The sequence below is a fragment of the Parabacteroides vesiculifaciens genome (assembly GCF_049860805.1).
Lineage (GTDB): Bacteria > Bacteroidota > Bacteroidia > Bacteroidales > Tannerellaceae > Parabacteroides.
The window spans coordinates 5117891-5142899 of sequence record NZ_CP187555.1; the positions used below are offsets into that span (position 1 = coordinate 5117891).

At 43.0% G+C, this 25009-nt stretch carries 21 protein-coding genes and 5 tRNA genes; 23 read left to right on the plus strand and 3 right to left on the minus strand.

What is annotated here, in order from left to right; genetic code table 11:
• Nucleotides 1-42 precede the first annotated feature (42 nt).
• The 21 genes from rpsU to ACPYIV_RS20630 all read left to right on the plus strand — a co-directional run bounded on the left by rpsU (nt 43) and on the right by ACPYIV_RS20630 (nt 19130).
• The gene (rpsU, locus tag ACPYIV_RS20530) at nt 43-234 is read left to right on the plus strand and encodes a 30S ribosomal protein S21 (RefSeq protein WP_293732480.1); all 192 of its coding nucleotides are present in this window, start codon (nt 43-45) and stop codon (nt 232-234) included.
• A gap of 82 nt (nt 235-316) precedes the next feature.
• Nucleotides 317-1219, plus strand: coding sequence for a tyrosine recombinase XerC (locus ACPYIV_RS20535; protein WP_293732484.1), 903 nt, complete (start codon nt 317-319; stop codon nt 1217-1219).
• Nucleotides 1216-1515 (plus strand): ribosome hibernation-promoting factor, HPF/YfiA family, encoded by a 300-nt coding sequence (gene hpf / locus ACPYIV_RS20540; RefSeq protein ID WP_293732481.1) that lies wholly within the window; start codon nt 1216-1218, stop codon nt 1513-1515. The genes ACPYIV_RS20535 and hpf overlap by 4 nt, the downstream gene beginning before the upstream one ends.
• A gap of 96 nt (nt 1516-1611) precedes the next feature.
• Nucleotides 1612-1685 (plus strand) — tRNA-Thr (locus tag ACPYIV_RS20545).
• Between the two features lie 93 nt (nt 1686-1778).
• Nucleotides 1779-1861: transfer RNA gene (locus ACPYIV_RS20550), tRNA-Tyr, on the plus strand.
• A gap of 79 nt (nt 1862-1940) precedes the next feature.
• A tRNA-Gly gene (locus ACPYIV_RS20555) sits at nt 1941-2013 on the plus strand.
• Between the two features lie 10 nt (nt 2014-2023).
• Nucleotides 2024-2095: transfer RNA gene (locus ACPYIV_RS20560), tRNA-Thr, on the plus strand.
• 51 nt (nt 2096-2146) lie between these two features.
• Nucleotides 2147-3334 carry an elongation factor Tu gene (tuf, locus tag ACPYIV_RS20565; protein ID WP_303025298.1) on the plus strand — a complete coding sequence of 396 codons (1188 nt, stop codon included), beginning with the start codon at nt 2147-2149 and terminating at the stop codon, nt 3332-3334.
• Nucleotides 3335-3380: 46 nt separating this feature from the next.
• Nucleotides 3381-3453 (plus strand) — tRNA-Trp (locus tag ACPYIV_RS20570).
• A 19-nt stretch (nt 3454-3472) separates the two neighbouring features.
• Entirely contained in the window at nt 3473-3667 is a 195-nt protein-coding gene (gene secE / locus ACPYIV_RS20575) for a preprotein translocase subunit SecE (RefSeq protein ID WP_005637138.1), read from the plus strand.
• A gap of 12 nt (nt 3668-3679) precedes the next feature.
• Nucleotides 3680-4222 (plus strand): transcription termination/antitermination protein NusG, encoded by a 543-nt coding sequence (nusG, locus tag ACPYIV_RS20580; protein ID WP_293739701.1) that lies wholly within the window; start codon nt 3680-3682, stop codon nt 4220-4222.
• A 74-nt stretch (nt 4223-4296) separates the two neighbouring features.
• Nucleotides 4297-4740, plus strand: coding sequence for a 50S ribosomal protein L11 (gene rplK, locus ACPYIV_RS20585; RefSeq protein ID WP_293739700.1), 444 nt, complete (start codon nt 4297-4299; stop codon nt 4738-4740).
• A 15-nt stretch (nt 4741-4755) separates the two neighbouring features.
• Entirely contained in the window at nt 4756-5454 is a 699-nt protein-coding gene (rplA, locus tag ACPYIV_RS20590) for a 50S ribosomal protein L1 (protein WP_115497852.1), read from the plus strand.
• A gap of 16 nt (nt 5455-5470) precedes the next feature.
• Nucleotides 5471-6001, plus strand: a complete 531-nt coding sequence (rplJ, locus tag ACPYIV_RS20595) for a 50S ribosomal protein L10 (protein ID WP_293739699.1) — start codon at nt 5471-5473, stop codon at nt 5999-6001.
• Between the two features lie 45 nt (nt 6002-6046).
• Nucleotides 6047-6424: a 50S ribosomal protein L7/L12 gene (gene rplL / locus ACPYIV_RS20600; RefSeq protein ID WP_005854220.1), complete on the plus strand. Its 378-nt coding sequence runs from the start codon at nt 6047-6049 to the stop codon at nt 6422-6424.
• A 107-nt stretch (nt 6425-6531) separates the two neighbouring features.
• Nucleotides 6532-10344 (plus strand): DNA-directed RNA polymerase subunit beta, encoded by a 3813-nt coding sequence (gene rpoB / locus ACPYIV_RS20605; protein WP_293739698.1) that lies wholly within the window; start codon nt 6532-6534, stop codon nt 10342-10344.
• A 71-nt stretch (nt 10345-10415) separates the two neighbouring features.
• Complete coding sequence (rpoC, locus tag ACPYIV_RS20610) at nt 10416-14702, plus strand: DNA-directed RNA polymerase subunit beta' (RefSeq protein ID WP_300762487.1); 4287 nt, start codon at nt 10416-10418, stop codon at nt 14700-14702.
• Between the two features lie 127 nt (nt 14703-14829).
• Nucleotides 14830-15693 (plus strand): endonuclease/exonuclease/phosphatase family protein, encoded by an 864-nt coding sequence (locus tag ACPYIV_RS20615; RefSeq protein WP_293732081.1) that lies wholly within the window; start codon nt 14830-14832, stop codon nt 15691-15693.
• Between the two features lie 5 nt (nt 15694-15698).
• Nucleotides 15699-16580, plus strand: coding sequence for an AraC family transcriptional regulator (locus ACPYIV_RS20620; protein WP_301704792.1), 882 nt, complete (start codon nt 15699-15701; stop codon nt 16578-16580).
• Between the two features lie 693 nt (nt 16581-17273).
• Entirely contained in the window at nt 17274-18662 is a 1389-nt protein-coding gene (gene ltrA, locus ACPYIV_RS20625) for a group II intron reverse transcriptase/maturase (protein WP_425884878.1), read from the plus strand.
• 159 nt (nt 18663-18821) lie between these two features.
• Entirely contained in the window at nt 18822-19130 is a 309-nt protein-coding gene (locus ACPYIV_RS20630; RefSeq protein ID WP_293732079.1) for a DUF3467 domain-containing protein, read from the plus strand.
• 68 nt (nt 19131-19198) lie between these two features.
• On the opposite strand, the gene ACPYIV_RS20635 is transcribed toward ACPYIV_RS20630, so the two are convergent.
• On the minus strand, nt 19199-19369 hold the full coding sequence (locus ACPYIV_RS20635; protein ID WP_293732078.1) for a hypothetical protein: 171 nt from the start codon (nt 19367-19369) through the stop codon (nt 19199-19201).
• Nucleotides 19370-19507: 138 nt separating this feature from the next.
• Between ACPYIV_RS20635 and ACPYIV_RS20640 the strand changes: the two genes are divergently transcribed.
• Nucleotides 19508-20245 carry a lysophospholipid acyltransferase family protein gene (locus ACPYIV_RS20640; RefSeq protein WP_425884880.1) on the plus strand — a complete coding sequence of 246 codons (738 nt, stop codon included), beginning with the start codon at nt 19508-19510 and terminating at the stop codon, nt 20243-20245.
• 1 nt (nt 20246) lies between these two features.
• Here the strand turns inward: ACPYIV_RS20640 and ACPYIV_RS20645 are convergent, their stop codons facing one another.
• Both ACPYIV_RS20645 and ACPYIV_RS20650 read right to left on the minus strand, forming a co-directional pair.
• Nucleotides 20247-21728: a capsule assembly Wzi family protein gene (locus ACPYIV_RS20645; protein ID WP_425884882.1), complete on the minus strand. Its 1482-nt coding sequence runs from the start codon at nt 21726-21728 to the stop codon at nt 20247-20249.
• Between the two features lie 112 nt (nt 21729-21840).
• Complete coding sequence (locus tag ACPYIV_RS20650) at nt 21841-22842, minus strand: alpha/beta hydrolase (protein ID WP_293739695.1); 1002 nt, start codon at nt 22840-22842, stop codon at nt 21841-21843.
• Nucleotides 22843-23179: 337 nt separating this feature from the next.
• On the opposite strand from ACPYIV_RS20650, the gene ACPYIV_RS20655 reads away from it, so the two are divergent.
• Entirely contained in the window at nt 23180-24976 is a 1797-nt protein-coding gene (locus ACPYIV_RS20655) for a sensor histidine kinase (RefSeq protein ID WP_425884885.1), read from the plus strand.
• Nucleotides 24977-25009 lie beyond the last annotated feature (33 nt).

The window sequence follows — 25009 nt, forward strand, 5'->3', positions numbered from 1 at the left end:
ATTTGTGGATATAGTAATTAAACAATATAATAAAATTAAATTATGATCGTAGTTCCATTGAAAGAAGGCGAAAACATTGAAAAGGCGCTGAAGAAATTCAAAAGAAAGTTTGAAAAAACAGGTGTGGTAAAAGAATTGAGAGGCCGTCAGGCTTTCGAAAAACCCTCTGTAACAAAGAGAAAACAAACGATGCGTGCTGTTTACGTTCAGCAATTACAGCAGGTAGAAGAATAAAAATACAAAATCTATCTGCCAGGCTTGTTTTATTGGATTCTTATTCCTATTTTCGTTGCATAAAAGTTGATGCAACGTGAATGTGCAGATTGATTCATTTTTAGATTATCTTCGGTATGAGCGGAATTATTCCGAATATACGATTGATGCTTATTCCAAAGATTTGCAGCAATTCGAAGATTTTGTAAAAGAGAAGAAAGAAGGCGCATTTGTGCCGGAGGAAGTTGATACGGATATTGTACGGAATTGGATTATCTCTCTTTTGGATAACAAGATTTCGCCCGTGTCTGTCAACCGGAAATTGAGTTCTTTGAAATCTTTTTTTAAATTCCTTATGAAACAGGGATTTGTTTCTGTAAACCCGTTACGGTTTGTAACCGGTCCGAAGACAAAGAAGCCGTTACCCACTTTTGTAAAAGAGAAGGATATGGAAGAATTGCTGGATGGAGATGGGTTTGATGAGGATTTTGAAGGTGTGAGGGATCGTCTGATTCTTGAAATGCTTTATGACACCGGGGTGAGGCGCTCGGAGTTAGTCGGATTGAAAGATACCGATATCGATTTTGACGCCATGCAGGTCAAGGTGACAGGTAAGCGTAACAAGCAGCGGTTGATTCCTTTTGCAGAAAGATTAAAAAACTTGATGCTTGCATACACTGAAGTCCGAAATCGTGAAGTTGGCGCAGGAAGCGGATGGTTCTTTGTCCGGAAAAACGGAGAACAATTGTCCACAGGTATTCTTTATACGGTAGTAAAAAAGAAACTCTCGGACATTCCGACATTGGCAAAATGCAGTCCCCACGTATTAAGACATTCGTTTGCAACAAGTATGTTGAATAATGGAGCGGAGTTGAATGCCGTGAAAGAGTTACTCGGACACAGCAGTCTGGCTTCCACCAGTATTTACACACATACAACCTTTGAGGAATTAAAAAAAGTGTATCATGCTCATCCAAGAGCACAAAAAGAAGGAGGTTTATTATGAACATTAGAATTCAAGCAATCCATTTTGACGCAACTGATCAGTTAGAAGCGTTTATTCAGAAGAAAGTGTCTAAGTTGGAACAATATTTCGACGGCATTATATCGGCAGAAGTCAGTTTAAAGGTTGTAAAACCTGAATCTGCAAAGAATAAAGAAGCAGCTATCCGGTTGATTATTAAAAATGGAGATTGTTTTGCCGAAAAGGTGAATGACACTTTTGAAGAATCGGTGGACGAATGCGTAGAAGCATTGGAGAAACAGTTGGTTAAATTCAAGGAAAAAATCAGAGCCAAATAAAAAAAACGGTAGATAAATTTGGTATATAAGAAATAATGCCTAAATTTGCAGCCGTTTCGCCTTGGTGACGAAACGGCTGCTTTTTGAAGCAGGCTCGCCTCTTTAGCTCAGTTGGCCAGAGCACGTGATTTGTAATCTCGGGGTCGTTGGTTCGAATCCGACAAGAGGCTCGAAATAGTTGATAGTGGAAAGTTGACAGTTGACAGTTTATGTCGCTTTCCTGTTTTATCTGTCAACTGTCAATTCTCAACTGTCGACTTATTGGGCAGTTACCAGAGTGGCCAAATGGGGCTGACTGTAACTCAGCTGTCTTTCGACTTCGGTGGTTCGAATCCATCACTGCCCACTTACAATTGAAAATGGAAAATTGAAAATTAAGGTTACAAGTAGTTTTCAATTCTCAACTTTCAATTTTTAATTAACAAGCGGAAGTAGCTCAGTTGATAGAGCATTAGCCTTCCAAGCTGAGGGTCGCGGGTTTGAGCCCCGTCTTCCGCTCTTATTTATTGCCTGTGTAGCTCAGCGGTAGAGCACTTCCTTGGTAAGGAAGAGGTCCCGAGTTCAAGTCTCGGCACCGGCTCAAATGATATTTTAGAACATGATCATTAATCAAATAAAGAACAATTAAGTTATGGCAAAAGAGAAATTTGACAGATCGAAACCACATGTTAACATTGGTACGATTGGTCACGTTGACCACGGTAAAACAACTTTGACAGCTGCTATCACAACAGTATTGGCAAAGAAAGGTCTTTCAGAACTGCGTTCATTCGACTCAATCGACAACGCTCCTGAAGAAAAAGAAAGAGGTATCACTATCAACACTTCTCACGTAGAGTATTCGACTGCAAACCGTCACTATGCTCACGTAGACTGTCCGGGTCACGCCGACTACGTAAAGAACATGGTAACTGGTGCTGCTCAGATGGACGGTGCTATCATCGTAGTTGCTGCTACTGATGGTCCTATGCCTCAGACTCGCGAGCACATCTTGTTGGCTCGTCAGGTAAACGTTCCGAGATTGGTTGTTTTCATGAACAAATGTGACATGGTAGACGACGAAGAAATGTTGGAACTGGTTGAAATGGAAATGAGAGAACTCCTTTCATTCTACGATTTCGACGGCGATAACACTCCTATCATCCGTGGTTCTGCTCTGGGTGCTTTGAACGGTGATGCAAAATGGGAAGATAAGGTGATGGAACTGATGGAAGCTTGCGATACTTGGATTCCGCTGCCTCCGCGTGAAGTTGACAAGCCTTTCTTGATGCCTATTGAAGACGTATTCTCTATCACTGGTCGTGGTACAGTTGCTACAGGTCGTATCGAAACTGGTATCGTGAAAGTTGGTGATGAAGTTCAGATCATCGGTCTGGGTGCTGACGGAAAGAAATCTGTTGTTACAGGTGTTGAAATGTTCCGTAAATTGCTGGATCAGGGTGAAGCTGGTGACAACGTAGGTCTGTTGCTTCGTGGTATCGACAAGAACGAAATCAAACGTGGTATGGTAATCTGCCATCCGGGTCAGGTTAAAGAACACTCTCGCTTCAAAGCTGAGGTTTATATCCTGAAGAAAGAAGAAGGTGGCCGTCACACTCCGTTCCACAACAAATACCGTCCTCAGTTCTATATCCGTACATTGGACGTAACAGGTGAAATCACACTTCCGGAAGGAACTGAAATGGTAATGCCTGGTGATAACGTTACAATCGAAGTTGAACTGATCTACCCGGTAGCTTGCAACGTAGGTCTTCGTTTCGCTATCCGCGAAGGTGGACGTACAGTTGGTGCTGGTCAGATCACAGAATTAGAAAACTAATTCAATAAATAAAACATAGCCAGTCTTTTTAAGGACTGGCTATTTTACGGAAGTAGCTCAGTCGGTAGAGCACTGGTCTCCAAAACCAGGTGTCGGGAGTTCGAGCCTCTCCTTCCGTGCTAAAAATCTATAGATTCGATGAAAAAGATAATTAATTATATTAAGGAATCTTATAACGAACTTGTTTATAAAGTTTCTTGGCCTACGAGAACAGAGCTTTCCAATAGTGCTGTGGTTGTTATGTTTGCTTCCCTTATAATCGCGGCATTAATCTTTGTTATTGATTTAGGCTTTGAAGGCGTGATGCGTTTCTTCTACGAGAAAATCTTTTAATCAGTTTAAAGTATGTCTGATATTCAAAAGAAATTTTACGTTCTGCGCGCCATTAGTGGCAAGGAGAATAAAGTCAGAGAGTACCTTGAGGCTGAGCTGAAGAATACGGATCTGGGTGAATATGTCAACCAGGTGCTGATTCCTACAGAGAAGACTTTCACGGTGCGTAATGGTAAGAAAGTAATGAAAGAAAGAGCTTACTTGCCGGGTTACGTGTTGGTTGAAGCTGCGTTGGTCGGAGAAGTTGCTCATCGATTGAGAAACATTCCTAACGTAATCGGATTTTTGGGCGGATCGGATAACCCCGTTCCCTTGCGTCCGGCAGAAGTGAGCCGTATTTTAGGTACGGTTGATGAATTGCAGGAACAGCAGGATGACCTGGATGTCCAGTTCTATGTTGGCGAGAATGTGAAAATCACTTTTGGACCGTTTAACGGTTTCACAGGTGTAATCGAAGAGGTCAATGCCGAGAAAAAGAAGCTTAAAGTGATGGTAAAAGTCTTCGGACGTAAAACACCGCTTGAGTTGGGTTATATGCAAGTGGAGAAAGAATAAGTACTCTTGTTACGAAAAGTACGGTCTTTCTTTGAAAGTTATCGATGTTATATATCTAAAAAATTTTAGAAACAATGGCTAAAGAAGTTGCTGGACAAATCAAATTGCAGATTAAAGGAGGAGCAGCAAACCCTTCTCCCCCAGTAGGACCCGCTTTAGGTTCTAAGGGTATTAATATTATGGAGTTTTGCAAGCAATTTAATGCCAGAACCCAAGACAAGGCTGGTAAGATTTTACCTGTGGTAATTACTTACTATGTCGATAAGTCTTTCGACTTTGTTGTAAAAACTCCTCCTGTTGCTATCCAGTTATTGGAAGCTTCCAAACAGAAGAGTGGTTCTGCTGAGCCGAATCGTAAGAAGATTGCAGAAATCTCTTGGGATCAGGTAAAAACTATTGCAGAGGACAAGTTGGTCGATCTGAACTGCTTCACTGTCGAGTCAGCTATGAGAATGGTTGCCGGAACAGCAAGAAGTATGGGTATCACTGTTAAAGGGACATTCCCGGGTAATAATTAATAAACTTCAATTGAGATGAGTAAACTTACAAAAAATCAAAAGTTGGCTTTGGGCAAGATTGAAGCTGGGAAAGCATATACATTGAAAGAAGCTTCAGCTTTGGTAAAAGAAATTACTACTACTAAGTTTGATGCATCTGTAGATGTTGATGTTCGTTTAGGTGTTGACCCTCGTAAAGCTAACCAAATGGTGAGAGGTGTGGTTTCACTGCCTCACGGAACAGGTAAGCAAGTTCGGGTTCTCGCATTATGTACACCAGACAAGGAAGCTGAAGCTACTGCTGCAGGTGCTGACTATGTTGGATTAGATGAGTATATTGAAAAGATTAAAGGCGGTTGGACTGATATTGACGTTATTATCACTATGCCTTCTATCATGGGTAAGATCGGTGCTCTGGGTAGAGTATTAGGCCCGCGTGGTTTGATGCCTAACCCTAAGAGTGGTACGGTTACCAATGAAATTGGAAACGCAGTGAAAGAAGTTAAGCAAGGTAAGATCGACTTTAAGGTAGACAAATCCGGTATTGTTCACACTTCAATCGGTAAGGTTTCTTTTAACCCCGATCAGATCCGTGACAATGCTAAGGAATTTATTTCAACTCTTTTGAAGTTGAAACCGTCTGCAGCTAAAGGTACATATATAAAGAGCATTTATCTTTCAAGTACAATGAGTGCGGGTATTAAAATTGACCCCAAATCAGTTGAAGAAAACTAATTAAAATTATTGGACAATGAAAAAGGAAGATAAAGGCTTAATTATAGGTCAACTGACTGAGATCGTTAAAGAATATCCTAACTTTTATTTGACTGATATCGAAGCATTGAATGCTGAGAAAACCAGCAAATTGAGACGGGAATGTTTCAAGAATGATATCAAGTTGGTTGTTGTAAAGAATAACTTGCTTAAAAAGGCATTGGAAAATGTAGAGGGCGATTTCTCTCCTCTGCAGATTGCAATGAAAGGCAATACGGCTGTGATGTTCTCACAGACTGCTAATGCTCCCGCTCGTCTGATTAAGGAATTTACTAAGGATGCTAAGAAAGATGCTCCTGCTAAACCGGCATTGAAAGCTGCCTATGTACAGGAAAGTTTCTATGTAGGTGCAGAAAATCTTGAAGCCTTAGTAAATATCAAGAGCAAAAACGAACTTATCGGAGATGTTATCATGTTGTTGCAATCTCCGGCGAAGAACGTTATCTCGGCTCTTCAGTCATCAGGACAAACTATCCATGGTCTGTTGAAGACTCTGGAAGAAAGATAATTTTTTTAATTTACACAGATAAACAAACATTTAAATCATACAAAAATGGCAGATTTGAAAGCTTTTGCAGAACAATTAGTAAACCTGACCGTAAAAGAAGTTAGCGAACTGGCTACAATCCTGAAAGAAGAATATGGTATCGAACCTGCAGCTGCAGCTGTTGCTGTTGCTGGTCCTGCTGCTGGTGGCGCTGCTGCTGCTGCAGAAGAAAAAACTTCTTTTGACGTAGTATTGAAAGCAGCTGGTGCAAACAAGCTGGCTATCGTTAAGTTAGTAAAAGAATTAACAGGTCTTGGTTTGAAAGAAGCTAAAGATATGGTTGATAGCGCTCCGAGTGCAATCAAAGAAGGAATCGCTAAAGCTGATGCTGAAGCATTAAAGAAACAGTTGGAAGAAGCTGGAGCTGAAGTTGAGCTTAAATAGTATTTATAACCTGGTAATCAGGTGATTTGGTTAAGAGTCTCCCTTAAAGGAGATTCTTAACCTTTTTGTGTCTATAATTTCAATAAGTTCAATAAATTCCTTACTAGATGTCTTCAACAGCTGAAAACCAAAGAGTTAATTTTGCTTCGATCAAAAATCAGTTCCCATATCCGGACTTTCTCGAAGTACAATTGAAGTCATTCCAAGACTTTCTTCAACTTGACACACCTCCTGAAAAGAGAAAAAAGGAGGGATTGTATAAGGTATTTGCTGAGAATTTCCCGATAGCAGATACACGTAACAATTTTGTGTTGGAGTTCTTAGATTACTATATAGATCCGCCTCGCTATACGATTGACGAATGTATCGCTCGCGGGTTAACCTATAGTGTGCCTTTAAAAGCGAAGTTAAAACTGTATTGTACAGACCCTGATCACGAAGATTTCGATACGGTGATCCAGGATGTATATCTGGGCCCCATTCCGTACATGACGGAAAGAGGTACTTTCGTGATAAATGGTGCAGAGCGTGTTGTGGTTTCACAATTGCACCGTTCACCGGGTGTGTTCTTCGGACAGAGTACACACGCAAATGGTACGAAGTTGTATTCTGCACGTATCATTCCTTTTAAAGGTTCCTGGATCGAGTTTGCAACTGACATCAATAATGTGATGTATGCTTACATCGACCGTAAAAAGAAATTACCTGTAACAACCCTTTTAAGAGCTATTGGTTTTGAAAGCGATAAAGACATTCTCGAAATCTTTAATCTGGCTGAAGAAGTAAAAGTTTCAAAGACAAACCTGAAGAAACTGATCGGACGTAAGCTGGCTGCCCGTGTTTTGAAAACTTGGGTGGAAGATTTCGTAGATGAAGATACCGGTGAGGTTGTTTCTATTGAACGTAACGACGTTATCATCGACCGTGAGTCGGTTCTTGATAGCGACAATATAGAGGCTATTCTGGAGTCTGGCACGCAGAACATTCTGTTACACCGCGAGGACCAGAATCTTTCAGATTATGCTATCATCTATAATACGCTCCAGAAAGACCCCAGTAACTCTGAAAAGGAAGCTGTCCTGTATATTTACCGTCAGTTGCGAAATGCAGAACCTGCAGATGAAGCAAGTGCCCGTGAAGTTATTCAGAACCTGTTCTTCTCTGAAAAGCGTTATGATTTAGGTGAAGTTGGCCGTTACAGAATCAATAAGAAGTTGAACCTTACTACCAGCAATGATGTTAAGGTTCTGACAAAAGAAGATATAATCGAGATCATCAAATATCTGATCGAGTTGATTAACTCGAAGGCGATTGTAGATGATATCGACCACTTGAGTAACCGTCGTGTACGTACAGTTGGCGAACAACTGTATAACCAGTTCGGTATTGGTTTGGCTCGTATGTCACGTACTGTCCGTGAACGTATGAATGTGCGCGATAATGAAGTGTTTACCCCGATCGATTTGATTAATGCGAAGACTATTTCTTCTGTCGTTAACTCATTCTTCGGAACGAATGCTTTGTCTCAGTTTATGGACCAGACTAACCCGCTGGCCGAAATCACGCATAAACGTCGTTTGTCTGCTTTGGGACCGGGCGGTTTGTCACGTGAACGTGCCGGATTCGAGGTCCGTGACGTACACTATACGCATTATGGACGTCTTTGTCCTATCGAGACTCCTGAAGGACCGAATATCGGTTTGATCTCTTCTTTATGTGTATATGCGAAGATTAATGAACTTGGTTTTATCTCTACCCCTTATCGTAAGGTAGTGGATGGTAAGGTCGACTTTTCAGAGGAAGGTCTGCAATATTATACAGCAGAGGAAGAAGAGGAATTGACGATTGCCCAAGGAAATGCTCCGTTGGACGATAACGGTAAGTTCATTCGCGATAGAGTTAAAGCTCGTTTTGAGGCTGACTTCCCTGTCGTTCCTCCTGCTGAGCTTGACTTGATGGACGTTGCTCCGCAGCAGATCGCTTCTATTGCGGCATCTTTGATTCCGTTCCTGGAACATGACGATGCTAACCGTGCATTGATGGGATCTAACATGATGCGCCAGGCAGTTCCTCTTTTGCGTACGGATGCTCCGATCGTCGGTACAGGTATCGAGGCCCAGGTTGCCCGCGATTCACGTACTCAGATCATGGCCGAACGTGAAGGTGAAGTTGTATTTGTGGATGCGACTTGTATCAAGATCAAATATGACCGTTCGGAAGATGAAGAATTCGTAAGCTTCGAAGATGCGGTTAAGACATACAATATTCCGAAGTGGCGCAAGACTAACCAGAGTACGACTGTCGATTTGCGTCCGATCTGCCACCGCGGTCAGCGTGTGAAAGCCGGTGATATCCTGACGGAAGGTTATTCTACCCAAAATGGTGAGTTGGCATTGGGACGTAACGTCAAAGTGGCATATATGCCTTGGAAAGGTTACAACTATGAGGATGCTATCGTTCTGAACGAACGTATGGTTCGTGAAGACTTCTTTACTTCAGTTCACGTTGACGAATATATTTTGGAAGTTCGTGAAACGAAACGGGGTATGGAAGAATTGACATCCGATATCCCGAATGTCAGTGAAGAGGCTACTAAGGACTTGGACGAAAGAGGTATCGTGCGTGTAGGTGCTCGCATCGAACCGGGTGATATCTTGATCGGAAAGATTACTCCGAAGGGCGAATCCGATCCTTCTCCTGAAGAAAAGTTGCTTCGTGCAATCTTTGGCGATAAGGCTGGTGACGTGAAAGACGCTTCTTTGAAAGCAACTCCGTCCCTTCGTGGTGTAGTTATTGAAACTGCTTTATTCTCGAAAGCTATCAAGAAGCGTAAATCCAGACTGACTGACAAGGCTATTTTGCCTAAGTTGGATGAGGAATACGAAATGAAGATGGCTGACCTGAAGAATTTGCTGGTCGACAAACTGTTGGCATTGACAAACGGCAAGATTTCTCAGGGTGTTAAAGACTATATGAATACGGAGATTATTGCGAAAGGCGCCAAGTTCTCTCGCAAGGCTCTGGAAGAATTGGATTATAATGCTATTCAGGTAAGCAAATGGACCGCTGATGCCGATAAGAACGAACTTATCAAGCAGGTGATCCTGAACTATCTGAAGAAATATAAGGAGCTGGATGCCGAACTGAGACGTAAGAAATTCGACCTTACAATCGGTGATGAACTGCCTACGGGTATTGTTCAGATGGCGAAAGTTTACATTGCTAAGAAACGTAAGATCCAGGTAGGGGATAAGATGGCCGGTCGTCACGGTAACAAGGGTATTGTTTCCAAGATCGTTCGTCAGGAAGATATGCCGTTCCTGGAAGACGGAACTCCGGTCGATATCTGTTTGAATCCGCTGGGTGTGCCTTCCCGTATGAACCTGGGACAGATTTTTGAAGCTGTGTTAGGTTGGGCGGGCCGCACGATGGGAGTTAAATTCGCTACTCCTATTTTCGACGGTGCGAGTTTGGATGATATGAACGAATGGACGGACAAAGCCGGATTACCCCGCTATGGTAAGAGTTACTTGTATGACGGTGGAACCGGTGAACGTTTTGACCAGCCGGCTACAGTGGGTGTTACTTACTTCCTGAAGTTGGGTCACATGGTTGATGATAAGATGCACGCTCGTTCAATCGGTCCGTACTCTCTTATTACTCAGCAGCCTCTGGGTGGTAAGGCGCAGTTTGGTGGTCAGCGTTTCGGAGAGATGGAAGTTTGGGCACTGGAAGCTTTCGGTGCTGCACATGTTCTTCAGGAAATTCTTACGATCAAATCTGACGACGTTGTCGGACGTTCTAAGGCTTACGAAGCAATCGTGAAAGGTGATCCGATGCCACAACCGGGTATCCCCGAATCTCTGAACGTATTGCTGCATGAGCTGAGAGGTCTTGGTTTAAGCTTTACTCTGGATTAATTCAAAAACAATAAGTAGATGGGCTCCGGCTCATCTGCTTACTCATTGATAACTCTTTATAAATAAAAAATATGGCCTTTAGAAAAGAAAACAAGATAAAGAGTAACTTTTCAAAAATAACCATCGGTCTGGCTTCCCCTGAAGAGATTCTTGAAAACTCCAGTGGCGAAGTTCTGAAACCGGAAACGATTAACTATCGTACGTACAAACCTGAACGTGACGGTCTTTTCTGCGAGCGTATTTTCGGTCCGATCAAGGACTACGAATGCCATTGCGGTAAATACAAGCGTATTCGTTATAAAGGTATTGTCTGCGATCGTTGCGGGGTAGAAGTTACAGAGAAAAAAGTGCGTCGCGAACGTATGGGACACATCCACTTGGTTGTTCCTGTCGCTCATATCTGGTATTTCCGTTCCCTGCCCAATAAAATCGGTTACTTGTTAGGTTTGCCGACCAAGAAACTGGATTCTATTATCTATTACGAACGGTATGTCGTGATTCAGCCGGGTTGTGTAGACACAGTTGCTGAATTGGACCTGCTTTCGGAAGAAGAATATTTGCAGATACTGGATAACCTGCCAAAGGAAAACCAGATGCTGGAAGATACGGATCCGAATAAGTTTATCGCAAAGATTGGAGCTGAAGCTATTTATGATTTGCTGGCTCGTCTGGATCTGGACTCTTTGTCTTACGAATTGCGTCACCGCGCAAGCACAGACGGTTCGCAACAGCGTAAGAACGAAGCTTTGAAACGTTTGCAGGTTGTTGAATCTTTCCGTGCATCCAGAGGTCGTAACAAACCGGAATGGATGATCGTAAAGGTGGTACCGGTTATCCCGCCTGAACTGCGTCCGTTGGTTCCGCTGGATGGTGGACGTTTCGCGACTTCCGATTTGAATGATTTGTATCGCCGTGTTATTATCCGTAATAACCGTCTGAAACGATTAATCGATATTAAGGCTCCCGAAGTTATTTTGCGTAATGAAAAACGTATGCTTCAGGAAGCGGTGGACTCTCTGTTCGACAACTCTCGTAAGTCGAGTGCTGTTAAGACTGATGCTAACCGTCCGTTGAAATCTCTCTCCGACAGTTTGAAAGGTAAACAAGGTCGTTTCCGTCAGAATCTGTTGGGTAAACGTGTCGACTATTCGGCCCGTTCGGTTATCGTCGTAGGTCCTGAATTGAAAATGCATGAATGCGGTCTGCCGAAGAATATGGCAGCCGAACTTTATAAACCTTTCGTGATCCGTAAATTGATCGAACGCGGTATCGTAAAAACGGTTAAGTCTGCAAAGAAGATCGTTGACCGTAAGGAACCCGTGGTTTGGGATATTTTGGAATATGTAATGAAAGGCCATCCGGTGTTGCTGAACCGTGCACCGACACTGCATCGTCTGGGTATCCAGGCATTCCAGCCGAAATTGATCGAAGGTAAAGCTATCCAGTTGCACCCGTTGGCTTGTACGGCATTCAACGCCGACTTCGACGGTGACCAGATGGCTGTTCACTTGCCTTTGGGTAATGAGGCTGTATTGGAAGCACAGATGTTGATGCTTGCTTCTCATAACATTCTGAATCCGGCTAACGGTGCACCGATTACCGTTCCTTCCCAGGATATGGTGTTAGGCTTGTATTACATCACAAAGATGCGTAAGGGGACACAGGGTGAAGGTCTTGTATTCTACGGACCGGAAGAAGCAACGATTGCATATAATGAAAAGAAAGTGGATATCCACGCTCCGATCAAAGTATATGTGAACGATATCGACAAGGAAGGCAATCCGGTTAGAAAAATGGTCGAAACTTCTGTCGGACGTCTGATGGTCAATGAATTTGTTCCGGAAGAAGTCGGTTATATTAATGAAGTATTGGGTAAAAAAGCTCTCCGTGATATCATCGGTAAGGTGATTAAGGCTTGCGGTGTTGCCCGTACGGCTCAGTTCTTGGATGATATTAAGAATCTGGGTTATTATATGGCCTTTAAGGGTGGTTTGTCCTTCAACCTGGCTGACGTTCTGATCCCGCCTGAAAAGGATGTTTTGGTAAAAGAGGGCTATGATGAAGTTGAGCAGATCATGAACAACTATAACATGGGTTTCATTACCAACAACGAACGTTATAATCAGATTATCGATACTTGGACACATGTCAACAGCAAGTTGTCCGACACTTTGATGAAGCAGTTGACTGCTGATAACGACGGCTTCAACTCTATCTATATGATGATGGATTCCGGAGCCCGTGGTTCTAAAGAACAGATTCGCCAGTTGTCCGGTATGCGTGGTTTGATGGCAAAACCGCAGAAAAGTGGTGCAGAAGGTGGTCAGATCATTGAAAACCCGATCCTTTCTAACTTTAAGGAAGGTTTGTCAGTGTTGGAGTACTTTATCTCTACTCACGGTGCTCGTAAAGGTTTGGCCGATACCGCTTTGAAGACTGCCGATGCCGGTTATCTGACTCGTCGTCTGGTTGACGTGTCGCACGATGTGATCATCAATGAAGAAGACTGTGGAACATTGCGTGGTCTGGTTTGTACGGAATTGAAAAACAACGATGAAGTGATCGCCAGCTTGGGTGAACGTATCCTGGGACGTGTTTCTGTTCATGATGTCATTCATCCGTTGACAGGTGAAGTTATCGTTCGTGCCGGTGAAGAAATTCGTGAAGATGCTGCTAAGATGATCGAAGATTCTCCGATCGAAAGCGTTGAAATCCGTTCTGTATTGACCTGTGAATCCAAGAAGGGGGTTTGTGCGAAATGTTATGGCCGTAACCTGGCTACGAACCGGATGGTTCAGAAAGGTGAGGTTGTGGGTGTTATCGCAGCACAGTCAATCGGTGAACCGGGTACTCAGTTGACACTGCGTACATTCCACGTCGGTGGTATCGCTTCTAACGTGGCAACGGAAAACAGTATCACCTCTAAATATGACGGTGTTCTGGAAATCGAAGAACTTCGCTCTGTAGATAGTGAAGAAAACGGTAAGAAATTCCAGGTTGTTGTCAGCCGTTTGGCTGAACTTCGTATTGTCGATCCGACAACGAAGATCGTATTGTTGGCTCACAATATTCCTTATGGTTCCAAATTGTTCTTCAAGAATGGAGATACAATCAAGAAGGGGGATGTTATCATCGAATGGGACCCGTTCAACGCCGTTATCGTCTCGGAAGTTTCCGGTAAGATCGAATTCGAAAGTTTGGTTGAAAATGTTACTTACAATGTCGAAAGTGACGAAACGACCGGTTTGAAGGAAAAGATCATTATCGAATCTAAGGATAAGACAAAAGCTCCGGCTGCCCACATTGTGGATGAAAACGGAAATTATCTGAAGAATTATTCATTGCCGTTGGGCGCTCATGTCGTAAAAGACGAGGGCGATATGGTTAAGGCCGGTGAGGTTTTGGTCAAAATTCCGCGTGCAGTAAGTAAAGCAGGTGATATCACCGGTGGTTTGCCTCGTGTAACTGAATTGTTCGAGGCTCGTAACCCGTCTAATCCGGCTGTCGTTTCTGAAATTGATGGTGAAGTTGGCTTCGGTAAGATCAAACGTGGTAACCGTGAAATTACTGTTACTTCCAAATTGGGTGAAGTCAAGAAATATATGGTGCCTCTGTCCAAGCAGTTGCTTGTTCAGGAAAACGACTATATCCGTGCCGGTATGCCGCTGTCCGATGGTGCGACTACTCCGTCTGACATCCTGGCTATCATGGGACCGACGGCTGTTCAGGAATATATCGTTAATGAAATCCAGGACGTGTATCGTCTGCAGGGTGTGAAAATTAACGATAAGCATTTCGAGGTAATCGTTCGTCAGATGATGCGTAAGGTTGAAATCATCGATCCGGGAGACACTCGCTTCCTGGAACAGCAGGTGGTTGATAAACTGGAAGTAATGGATGAAAACGACCGTATCTGGGGCAAGAAAGTTGTGACGGATCCGGGAGATTCTCAGACATTGCAGGCCGGCCAGATCGTGACTGTTCGTAAATTGAGAGACGAGAACAGTATGCTGAAACGTCGTGACTTGAAACTGGTAGAAGTCCGTGATGCGGTTCCTGCTACGGCTAACCAGATTCTTCAGGGTATCACGCGTGCTGCTTTGCAGACAAACAGCTTTATGTCTGCTGCATCTTTCCAGGAAACGACGAAAGTGCTGAACGAGGCTGCTATCAATGGCAAAGTGGATCGCCTGGAAGGTTTGAAAGAAAACGTTATCTGCGGCCACTTGATTCCTGCCGGTACAGGCCAGCGTGATTTCGACAAATTGGTTGTCGGTGCTAAAGATGAGTTCGAACGTATCTTTGCGAATCGTAAGAATGTCGTAGACTTCAATACTATGGACAGGGACGACGAGTAAAATGCGGAATAAATAATGAGAAGGGTTACCGATAATTCGGTAGCCCTTTTTTATTTTCCGTAATTTGTTTAATAAAATCAGAGTCCTTATATTTGTGTATTATCTTGATAATTAAAATAAATCATATATGAAAAAAGTTCTACTCTATTTATTCGCCCTTTTGATCTCTACGAATGTGGCTTTAGCAAAACATCCTGATAATGAAATGAATGTGATGTCCTTTAATATCCGGATGAGTACAAAATCCGACGGGGCTAACTGGTGGGAATACAGGAAAGACCTGGCAGCCAATGTGATTAAGTTCTATGATGTCGATATGTTTGGTGCACAGGAAGTTTTGAATAACCAGCTGACAGACTTGTTGGACCGCTTGCCTGACTATGCTTATGTCGGGGTGGGGCGTGAAGACGGTAAGACGAAAGGTGAATATTCTCCTATCCTTTATAGAAAGGATCGTTTCTCTGTTGTCAAAAGCGGTAATTTCTGGCTGGCAGAGGATATGAATGCCGTAGGCAAGAAGGGCTGGGATGCCGCTTGTGAGCGTGTTGCCACCTGGGCGATATTCAAAGATAAGGAATCAGGAAAAGAGTTTTTCTTTCTGAACACCCATTTGGATCATGTGGGACAGGTCGCCCGCCATGAAGGAGCTTCCCTGGTTTTAGAGCAGGTAAAGCAATTATCCGGGAATTTGCCGGTGATTGTAACAGGCGACTTTAATGCCGTCCCAACCGATGATCCCATAAAAGTCCTGACTGATGAAAAAGATCCGCGCCATTTGACACATACCCGTACATTGGCACCCTTGCGTTATGGCCCTGAATGGACCTTTCACGATTACGGACGCATTCCTTTGGATGAACGTGCATGGATCGATTATATCTTTATAAAAGGTAATATCAAAGTCCTTCGTCATGGCGTTTTGACCGAGAGCCTGGGCGATCTGTATCCTTCGGACCACTGTCCTGTTATATCAAGAATACTTATTCAGTAAACGTTATGAGTTCCGTAGATGTATTAAGAGAAATTACGCCGCTTTCACCAGAAGATTGTTTTCTGGTGATGCAACGGCCTAAGCGTAGTTTTTCCTATCCGCTTCATGTGCATCCGGAATTTGAATTGAACTATCTGGAGAATGCCGGTGGGGCGATCCGTATTGTTGGTGATTCGGTGGAGGAGATGGAGGACCTTGACCTGTTATTGGTAGCAGGTGGAGCTAAGCATGCCTATTCCAACCACAAATGCCAGAGTACGGATATTCTCGAAATTACGATCCAATTCCACATCTCTCTGTTTGACAGCTTTATCAACAAACGGCATTTCAAGACTATAAAAGATATGTTTGAGAAAGCCTCATGCGGTCTTGTTTTTAGCCGTGAAATGATTTTGCGTATTCAGCCCGAATTGAAAAAGCTATCGAGTGATAAGCCGGATTCTTTTCACAATTTATTACGCTTGATAGAAATACTCAAGATCTTGTCGTTAGATGAAGAGGCGCGCAAGTTAAATGCCGTCAATACCGTAGAAAACTTCAGTAATATCGATAATGACCGTCTGGATACGATCATGTTGTTTTTGCATGAAAATTATCAGCGTCCGGTCTTATTGTCCGAACTTGCTTCGTTAATAAATATGAGCGAAGCGTCACTTACCCGGTTTTTGAAAAAGTGGACTGGAAAAACTTTTATAGACAATTTGAATGACATTCGTATAGCAGAAGCGGTTTGCCGGCTGATCGACACAAGTGATACAATAGCAGAAATATGCTATAAATCCGGTTTTAATAACTTATCGAATTTCAATCGGGCTTTTAAGCGACGAAAAGGTAATACTCCTACCGAATATCGTGAAAAATATGCACGTACTCGTTTTAGGGTTTGAAACATGATTTTAAACTAATTTACAGAATGGGCAAATAACCTATGATGAAATAGTATCATATAATGATAAAATAGTATTTGGTGGTTAATTGTGTGGACCATATCTTTGTAATGTTGAATAAACAATGAAATTACTAAGACGAATAGCCTTAGTTTAAGCGTCGAGATTTTAAAATATTAAACACAATAAGGTATTTTTTTTACATTGGTCTAAAGAATTGAGAATTAAAAACACAACTGAAAAAGGGCTGCCTGTGAAGGTAGCCCTTTTTATTGTACGCCCAGCATGGGCGTACGCTCTAGGGTGTAAGTCCCGAATGAACCCTGATAGTGGGAATCATTAGCCAATAGCAAGGGTGTCCATAGCGATGTGGAATCTGAAGGAAGCTGGCGGCAAATTCTCGGTCTTACGAACAGGAACTGATTATAAGGCTTGATATACTGGACGAGCTTGCAATACAAAGCAAAGTCCCATAGCTATCCGAATGTATATCATGTAAAATCGGAAGATATATGAGATGAAAGCGTACGTTCTTATCTGGGGAGGTCTCACGGACATTATGAACAAGTGTCTTTATAATGGTTGAAACAAGATTTATCGTGAGAAGTCAGCCGAGGTCATAGTACCGGAAACAAAAAAAAAAAAACCGGGAAGGACTGAACCTTAATAAAGTAAGTAAATGAAAGTTACCTAATGCAAGAAGAAATGCAGAACATATCCATAGGAGACGCGCAGTTGGAGTCGGGGGTGGAACCCACGTCGAAGATTGGCATGCAGACTTACATGGGGATAACTGAAAACACCCTTACAACTTTCACTTGTAGAAAAGACGGATTATTGGAATTTATTCTATCGCCCTCGAATCTGAACACCGCCTATAAACGTGTGAAGAGTAATAAAGGCAGTGGTGGTATAGACCGAATGAGTGTCGACATGCTCCTTGCCTATCTTAAGGAACACGGGCATTCCATAGTTCGTTCCATCTATGATGGCACATACAAACCGAATCCTGTACGACGGGTTGCAATTCCTAAATCAAACGGAAAGAAACGTGAATTGGGTATTCCAACGGTAGTCGACCGTGTCATTCAACAGGCTATTACTCAGGTTTTAGTCCCTCTCTATGAACCCCAATTTTCCCCTTGCAGCTATGGTTTCCGTCCTCATCGCAGCGCACACGATGCCTTACGAAAGTGTGGTGAATACATTAGCGGCGGCTACATCTTTACGGTAGATATGGACTTGGAGAAGTTCTTCGACACAGTCAGTCACTCCAAGCTGATAGAGGTCTTGTCCCGCACTGTCAAAGACGGTCGTGTCATATCTCTTATCCATAAATATCTGAACTCAGGTGTGATGTCAGGTGGCAAGATTGAGTACACTCAGTTGGGAGTTCCTCAGGGCGGTCCGTTGAGCCCGTTGTTAAGCAATGTCATGCTCAATGAGCTGGATATGGAATTAGAACGTCGAGGACATCTTTTCGTCAGATATGCCGATGACCTTGTAATTTTTTGCAAAAGTCGCAAGTCAGCGAAAAGAACCTACGAGCATATCCTCCCTTTCATAGAAAAGAAATTGTTCTTGAGAATAAACAAGGATAAAACGCAAGTAGCCCACATGCGTGATATTAAATTTCTTGGATTTTCATTTGGTCGTAGTAATGGTAAATGCCAATTCTACCTTCATAAAGATACCTTCAGGAAGTTAAAGACGAAGATACGAGAACTGACTAGCCGCAGTAATGGCTGGGGATATGACTATCGGAAACAACGTCTTCATTGGTACATTCGTGGTTGGTCAAATTATTTTAAACTTGCTTGTTACAAGAATAAATTGAGTGAATTGGATGGATGGGTCAGACGACGTATCCGAATGTGTATATGGAAAAGTTGGAAGCGAGTAAGAACACGATATGGTAATCTGAAGAAACTTATCCCTGATGTCAATCGTGTACGAATAGCCGCTTTTAGTCGAAAAGGCTATTGGCGTATGTCCGCAAGTCCCTGTATACATGAAGCTATGTCTGATGAAAGGCTCTTAAAAGCCGGTTATCCTACTTTCGCGATGTATTACCATCATTAGACAGTAAAGTTTATTAAGGAACCGCCGTATGCCGAACGGCACGTACGGTGGTGTGAGAGGACAGCATGGGAAATAATCCCATGCTTCCTACTCGATTGGTGTCATTCCGATTTTAATACGTATATTTGTGTTAGAATATTTATAATCAAATATAGAAATATGGAAAACAACAAACCGACAAATGAGATTCAGGTAGAGCTGTCAGAAGAGATGGCTCAGGGAACGTATGCAAATCTGGCAATTATATCACATTCTTCATCCGAGTTTATTTTGGATTTTATCCGTGTTGTGCCGGGGGCACCGAAAGCACAGGTGAAAAGCCGTGTTATTTTGACTCCGGACAATGCCAAACGTCTTTTGTTTGCTTTGCAGGATAATCTCGCGAAGTTTGAAGAACAGGTCAATGGTAAGACGGCTAAGTTCGAAGATTTTGTTCCTCCCATCGGAGGTGTAAAAGGGGAAGCCTGATTCCCGGATAGAAAATAAAAAAGGCCGCTCTGAATGGAGGGGCCTTTTTTATTTGTAAGTGTGTGTGATTATTCGAGTCTCTTGTTTATAACGATATGACCGATATAACCCAGGATAATGAATCCTAAACCGGCAAGCAGGATTGTATTGTTCATTCCCCCGCTAATTGCTGGTACAGCTAAAATGATAACACCGATAAGGAGTACGATTACCCCCAGATTCTTCAATAATTCGTTCATGGTGATAGATATGTTTATATATTATTATTTTTCTACCGCAAATAAAGCAATAATAACCCGATTGCAAAAATATTTTGGGACAAAAATGATGAAACCATTGAATTTAGCTTTTATATTTGTGAAATAATACAGTTATATATGCTACGAATACTTTATATATTTTATTTATGGCTGTTTGTGGTTCCTGTTTTTGTGCTATTGACCATTCTTACAGCTCTTACGGTTATTGTTGGTTGCCTATTAGGCGGGGAAAGAATATTTGCTTATTATCCGGGAATGATCTGGTCGTGGCTGACCTGCCATTTGGCCCTTTGCCCGGTGAAAGTGAAAGGCCGGGAGAATATAGACCGGAAGAAATCGTATGTCTTTGTCGCCAATCACCAGGGAGCTTTTGATATATTTCTTATATATGGTTTTTTAGGAGTTCCGATCAAATGGGTAATGAAAGCCGGTATTGCCAAGATTCCTTTTGTGGGAGCGGCTTGCCGGGCAGCCGGTTTTATATTTGTCGATAATTCGACACCGAAAGCAGCGGCCCGTAGCGTGCAGGATGCTGAACGCAGCTTGAAGAACGGTGCGTCGGTGGTGGTATTCCCTGAAGGCTCACGCACATATGACGGAAAGATGATCCGCTTCAAGAAGGGCGCATACCAGATGGCTGCCGACCAACATTTGCCGATTGTGCCGATCACATTGAACGGACCTTTTGATGTATTGCCGATCGGTTCGTTGAATATACACCGTCATAAGATGGAAATGGTTATTCATCCGCCTATTCCGACGAATGGAATAGATGCTTCACATAAAGGATTGCAACAGATGGCCGACAGAACACAGGGCATCATCGCATCCGCTTTATGGGACCAGTATAAATAATCTATTTCCAGGATTTTAAGATGCCGCGTTTGCAGACACTCAAACTGAAACCGACGTTATCGCCATAGAGCGAACCGGCATCTGCCGCTACCGCCCCTGTAAATTCCCAACCTTGCAGGCTGGGGTGGCGATATTTGACTTCTACCTGTCCGGAGTTGCTCCTTTTGTTATTCCTGAACGGAGCGTAGGGTGTCCCCCAACTATTCATGAGCGTGTATTTTAGACGATAAGAAACCATTGGCGACAGATCTCCTTCAAATGCCAGATGCCAGGCACGGACACGCGTATTCTTGAAATCCACATCCCCGTTCGTATTATATTGGGGAGAGGTCAGAAGAGGCGAACCGATTCCATGTCCGAAATAAGAAGCCCCGGTTTTATACTCCCCATTATTATAATAATCATCTCCGCCACCACCCGGACCTTGATATTTATCATGATCGAAGATAATAAAATGGAACGGCCCACTCTGATTGCGGGTAACCAGATATTCCGTTACAACCTTCCGCAGCCAGGGAAAACGCGGGAGGTCCAATTGTACCCCCCAAAGCCCATCCGTCCCGTTCCCGAATATCATTCCCGATTTATCTTCGAAATAATGCTGAAGATAAGCCGCCAGTTTCCAGTTAGGCATCGTGTATTCGAGTTTGAAGTCATACGAACCGAAATGATTGCCCAACACATTGATCTGGTCCGACAATGTCGCATTGTCTCCGCCTTCGCTACCACAAACCACGCGGATAAAATCTTTCAGCGAATGAGGTTGTACGCCGATTTTCGGATTGCTGGATGTACCGCCCCACTGCGCCCAATGCTGTACACCGATAATACCGGAAAGCGGAAAATCCTTTTGTGTATCCTTGATGCGGACATAAAAAGATTTATGATGCCAGAGGGCATCTTTCACATACGTCTGTTTACCATTGGAGAAATCTTCCAGATATCCGCTGTCGAAAGACTTGCCTACCGCAAAATCTCCCTTCACCTGCATCCAACCCTTTGTGAGCGGGACGACGGTAAACTCCGGCATACTCAGGTTAATTTCCGGAATCGGGCGTGCATTGGGAGAGAGAGCCATGTCGCCGGAACTAAGGGAATGGTCCCAAAGCGAATGCCGGTTTTCTTTGCTACCCACACTCAGAAGAAGGCTTTTATATCCTAACTCGGCATATACCTGCTGAATAAACACATTATGATAACGAGGTACGGCAGCAACAAGGTCCAACCCTGCGCTCCATCGGAATCCTTTTCCCAAATGTTGTTGATGAAAAACTCCTGCGTTGAGATAACCATTATTGGCATCCAGAGGAACTATCCCGTACCGGTTACTCACCATCCAGAATGGTGTTGTCGATCCGCTGCTAACCGATCCGAAAGCTTCGGCTTTATATGAGGTTGCATCTTCCACCTCCTCCGTCTGTGCAAAAGTATCTGCAGCATAGAAAAGAGTAGCAACTGCAATGATTGTCTGTAAGGCTTTCATTCCATATTTATTTTAACCGGACAAAGGTAAGGATTAAAATTTACCGCCCGATATCTCATTTCAAAAAGAAGTATAAGCATTCTGAAAATACAAATATCAGAATAATCGATTCTTATTTCCCCGGTAACCAGTCGAATACTGTGCGATATACATGGTCGCGCGAGTCTTTTTCAGAAAGTATCAGGTCATGAATCCCGTTCTGTATCGTATCGCGCGTGACATAATTACCTAATTTCTGTCCGTATTTTTGAATATCGTGTACGTCCAGCACAATGTCGGAAGACAGATATTCGTTGTTCCATTCCTTTGTTTCAGGAAACGACTTGTTAGACGACATCACCAATACCGGGCAGTCCAGGCTGATCCCTTTCTGCACAGTTTTCTGCGCCTCCTGTATGGCGTTTATCCATCCGGCTTTTTTCGGATGGCCGTTAATCATCTTCCAATCCGTATTATATTCCCATTCTCCTTTGAACTGTTTGAGCAGGCTGTGGGCGTACGAAGCATCCCCGTATCCCTGTACGGTCAGGTTCGGGAATAGTTTCCCTATGCATGAAACTACCGGGATTACGATCTTTTCCATCATCCATCCGAAATTCCAGTCTAAGAAAGGACTATTCAACATCAATCCGTCGACGGGAAGTTTGCCTTTTTTGCTGTTCAGATAGTAAGGCGTGATCAGCCCTCCTGTCGAATGCGCCATCAGCAGTATTTTGTCGTTTCCTTCTTCTCTGATGATAGCCAAGGCCGTATCGAGATCCGCGAAATATTCCTTCAGGCTTTTGCAAAAGAAAGGATTCTGGTTCGGAAGGATCGAACGCCCGTACTTGCGGAGGTCCATCGCATAAAAGTTATAACCGTGAGCATTCACACTATCTCCCAGTTGCTTCTGAAAAAAATAGTCGTTGTAGCCATGTATATACAGGATTGCCTGTTTGGTGTCAGGCAATTGCGGTTTCTTGACAAGTGTGCAGACAACTTTCCCCTCGTAATCGTCCGGCATCTGAATCGTCCGGCGCAGATAATTATCGCCCAGCACGTCCGGAACGTATTGGGCATAAATTACAGAGACGAAAAGCAGTGACAAGATTGTAAAATATAGTTTCCGTGCCATATCCGTTTTTATTTCTTTACTATAACGTGTTCATCCTGGTGTTTGTTGCAGGTAATAAGCACAAAAATACAATCTTCTTTTATATATCTTGGGTTATTTGTTGTAACATTTGTTTCTTATTCCTAACTTGCAAAGCAAAACACAGAGAGTTTGATACTCGGAGTTTAGAATGAAAAATACATTACTTATTATATGTTTTCTCCTTACACAGGTATCCGTTGTAAGCGAGGCAGTTGCAAATAACCTTGATAGTTTGCGGCAAGAACTGAAAAACTTGCCGGATAGTAGTAAATTGATAAGGCTAAATGAATTACTTTATCAGAATAATCGAAATTTTGTGTTTAAAACCTATGCGGATATGCTATTGGAAGAGGCGCAGAGGCAAAAGAATGATTTATACAAAGGGAATGCCTTATTATCGATCATGCGTTATTACTATTCCAAAAACCCGGACAGCCTGCGTTTTTACTTGAAACAAGCTGAACCTATTTATCTTGCCACTAATCGGATAGAAGATTTATGCCGTGTGAAAGGTTGGAACATCTATACCTTGGTCTTGGGAGGCACCCATGACCAGGTACTCGGGGAAGTAGAAAGTTTAAAGGAACTGGCTGTCCGCTATAACTACCCGGAAGGAGTCGATATGGCCAACCAGGCTTTAGCAAACTTCTATTTCAATATCGGTTTAAAAGACGAAGGTGCCGACTTGTGCGATGAAATCCTACAAGGAATGGAAAAACGGGGAGTCTCCCGCATTCGCCGGTTCTATCTGTTACGTCTGTTGTTAAATGAAAAACCGAAACAGGAATACCTTTTCAAGCTCGATACTTGCATCCGGAATTGTGAAAAAGAAGGAATCACACAGTTGGATGAAGAACATTCGTTGCCTTTTCTAAAACATGCTTTTTACCTCTACTCCGCACAGTATTATGTTGAACAGAAAGAGTCCTCGCAAGTCCATTTTTATTTGAAGAAGTTGGGCGAATTGGAGAAACAATATAATATGAATACGGAAAGGATCATGACTCAATTCCTTTGGATGAGTTATTATAACCTGATCAGGGATTATGATAAAGCCTTAGCGATTGTGGAACAGCTGGAGCATATCCTTTTAAACAATAAGCGTTTTAATGATTGGACTACTGTGGAAGATATCAAAGCCGATATCTACTACAAAATGGGGAGAGGGATGGAGTCGGCCAAAGCTTACAGAGATTCGAAAGCCGTACATGATTCGATTATCCAAGCACAATATTATGAAGACCTTGCCAAATTAAGAACGCAGCGTGAAGTCGATAAATTGAAATTGCAAAGTAAGGAACTGGAGTTGGATGCCGAAAAATCCCGCGCACGGTCCTGGGTGTTCGGTGGAGGAGCTATTGTCTTGCTTCTGCTCTGTGGGGCATTGGGTTTCCTGGCATATTCCCGTCATCGCTACAGTGCCCGTTTGAAAATAGCAAAAGAAAAAGCTGAAGAGGCAGACCATTTGAAATCGGCTTTTCTTGCCAATATGAACCATGAGATACGTACGCCCTTAAATGCGATAGTCGGTTTTTCGCAGGTAATAGCCGAGGAAGGTGACATAGAAACACGCCGGGTATTTGCCAAGATCATCCAAAACAATAACGAATTGTTGCAGCGTTTGATAGAGGACGTTCTGGATATTTCGAAAATAGAATCGAACACGCTTACGTTCGTATTGACGGATCAGGATTTACAGGCATTGATGAAAGACCTTTATAGCATTATGTCATTACGGATACCTGAAAACGTAGAACTGCAGTTGGACGATTGCCCTCGTTTTACACTTCGCACGGACCGAAACAGGCTGACACAAGTATTGGCGAATTTATTGAACAACGCCATCAAGCATACTCACGAAGGTTATATCCGTTTCGGTTATAAGGTGGCGGCTGGCGAGATCTGTTTTTATGTAGCAGATACGGGCGAAGGAATACCGGAAGATCAGCTGGAGCATGTGTTCGACCGTTTTGTCAAGCTGACGGAATGGACAACCGGTGTCGGTTTGGGATTGGCCATTTCCAAAGCCTTGGTAACGAAGCTCGGCGGTCGTATGGAAGTTTGTTCCAAACAGGGAGAAGGTTCTACTTTTAGTGTTATTTTTCCTGTGTGATTCATTCCCTATCCTTATCTTTGCGAACGGCCT

Coding starts and splice junctions, on each gene's coding strand:
- secE (WP_005637138.1), top strand. CDS start 3,473: ATGAAAAAGATAATTAATTATATTAAGGAATCTTATAACGAACTTGTT.
- ACPYIV_RS20615 (WP_293732081.1), top strand. CDS start 14,830: ATGAAAAAAGTTCTACTCTATTTATTCGCCCTTTTGATCTCTACGAAT.
- nusG (WP_293739701.1), top strand. CDS start 3,680: ATGTCTGATATTCAAAAGAAATTTTACGTTCTGCGCGCCATTAGTGGC.
- ACPYIV_RS20630 (WP_293732079.1), top strand. CDS start 18,822: ATGGAAAACAACAAACCGACAAATGAGATTCAGGTAGAGCTGTCAGAA.
- ACPYIV_RS20640 (WP_425884880.1), top strand. CDS start 19,508: ATGCTACGAATACTTTATATATTTTATTTATGGCTGTTTGTGGTTCCT.
- ACPYIV_RS20635 (WP_293732078.1), bottom strand. CDS start 19,369: ATGAACGAATTATTGAAGAATCTGGGGGTAATCGTACTCCTTATCGGT.
- hpf (WP_293732481.1), top strand. CDS start 1,216: ATGAACATTAGAATTCAAGCAATCCATTTTGACGCAACTGATCAGTTA.
- ACPYIV_RS20650 (WP_293739695.1), bottom strand. CDS start 22,842: ATGGCACGGAAACTATATTTTACAATCTTGTCACTGCTTTTCGTCTCT.
- tuf (WP_303025298.1), top strand. CDS start 2,147: ATGGCAAAAGAGAAATTTGACAGATCGAAACCACATGTTAACATTGGT.
- rplL (WP_005854220.1), top strand. CDS start 6,047: ATGGCAGATTTGAAAGCTTTTGCAGAACAATTAGTAAACCTGACCGTA.
- ltrA (WP_425884878.1), top strand. CDS start 17,274: ATGCAAGAAGAAATGCAGAACATATCCATAGGAGACGCGCAGTTGGAG.
- rplK (WP_293739700.1), top strand. CDS start 4,297: ATGGCTAAAGAAGTTGCTGGACAAATCAAATTGCAGATTAAAGGAGGA.
- rplA (WP_115497852.1), top strand. CDS start 4,756: ATGAGTAAACTTACAAAAAATCAAAAGTTGGCTTTGGGCAAGATTGAA.
- rpoB (WP_293739698.1), top strand. CDS start 6,532: ATGTCTTCAACAGCTGAAAACCAAAGAGTTAATTTTGCTTCGATCAAA.
- ACPYIV_RS20620 (WP_301704792.1), top strand. CDS start 15,699: ATGAGTTCCGTAGATGTATTAAGAGAAATTACGCCGCTTTCACCAGAA.
- rplJ (WP_293739699.1), top strand. CDS start 5,471: ATGAAAAAGGAAGATAAAGGCTTAATTATAGGTCAACTGACTGAGATC.
- rpoC (WP_300762487.1), top strand. CDS start 10,416: ATGGCCTTTAGAAAAGAAAACAAGATAAAGAGTAACTTTTCAAAAATA.
- ACPYIV_RS20645 (WP_425884882.1), bottom strand. CDS start 21,728: ATGAAAGCCTTACAGACAATCATTGCAGTTGCTACTCTTTTCTATGCT.
- rpsU (WP_293732480.1), top strand. CDS start 43: ATGATCGTAGTTCCATTGAAAGAAGGCGAAAACATTGAAAAGGCGCTG.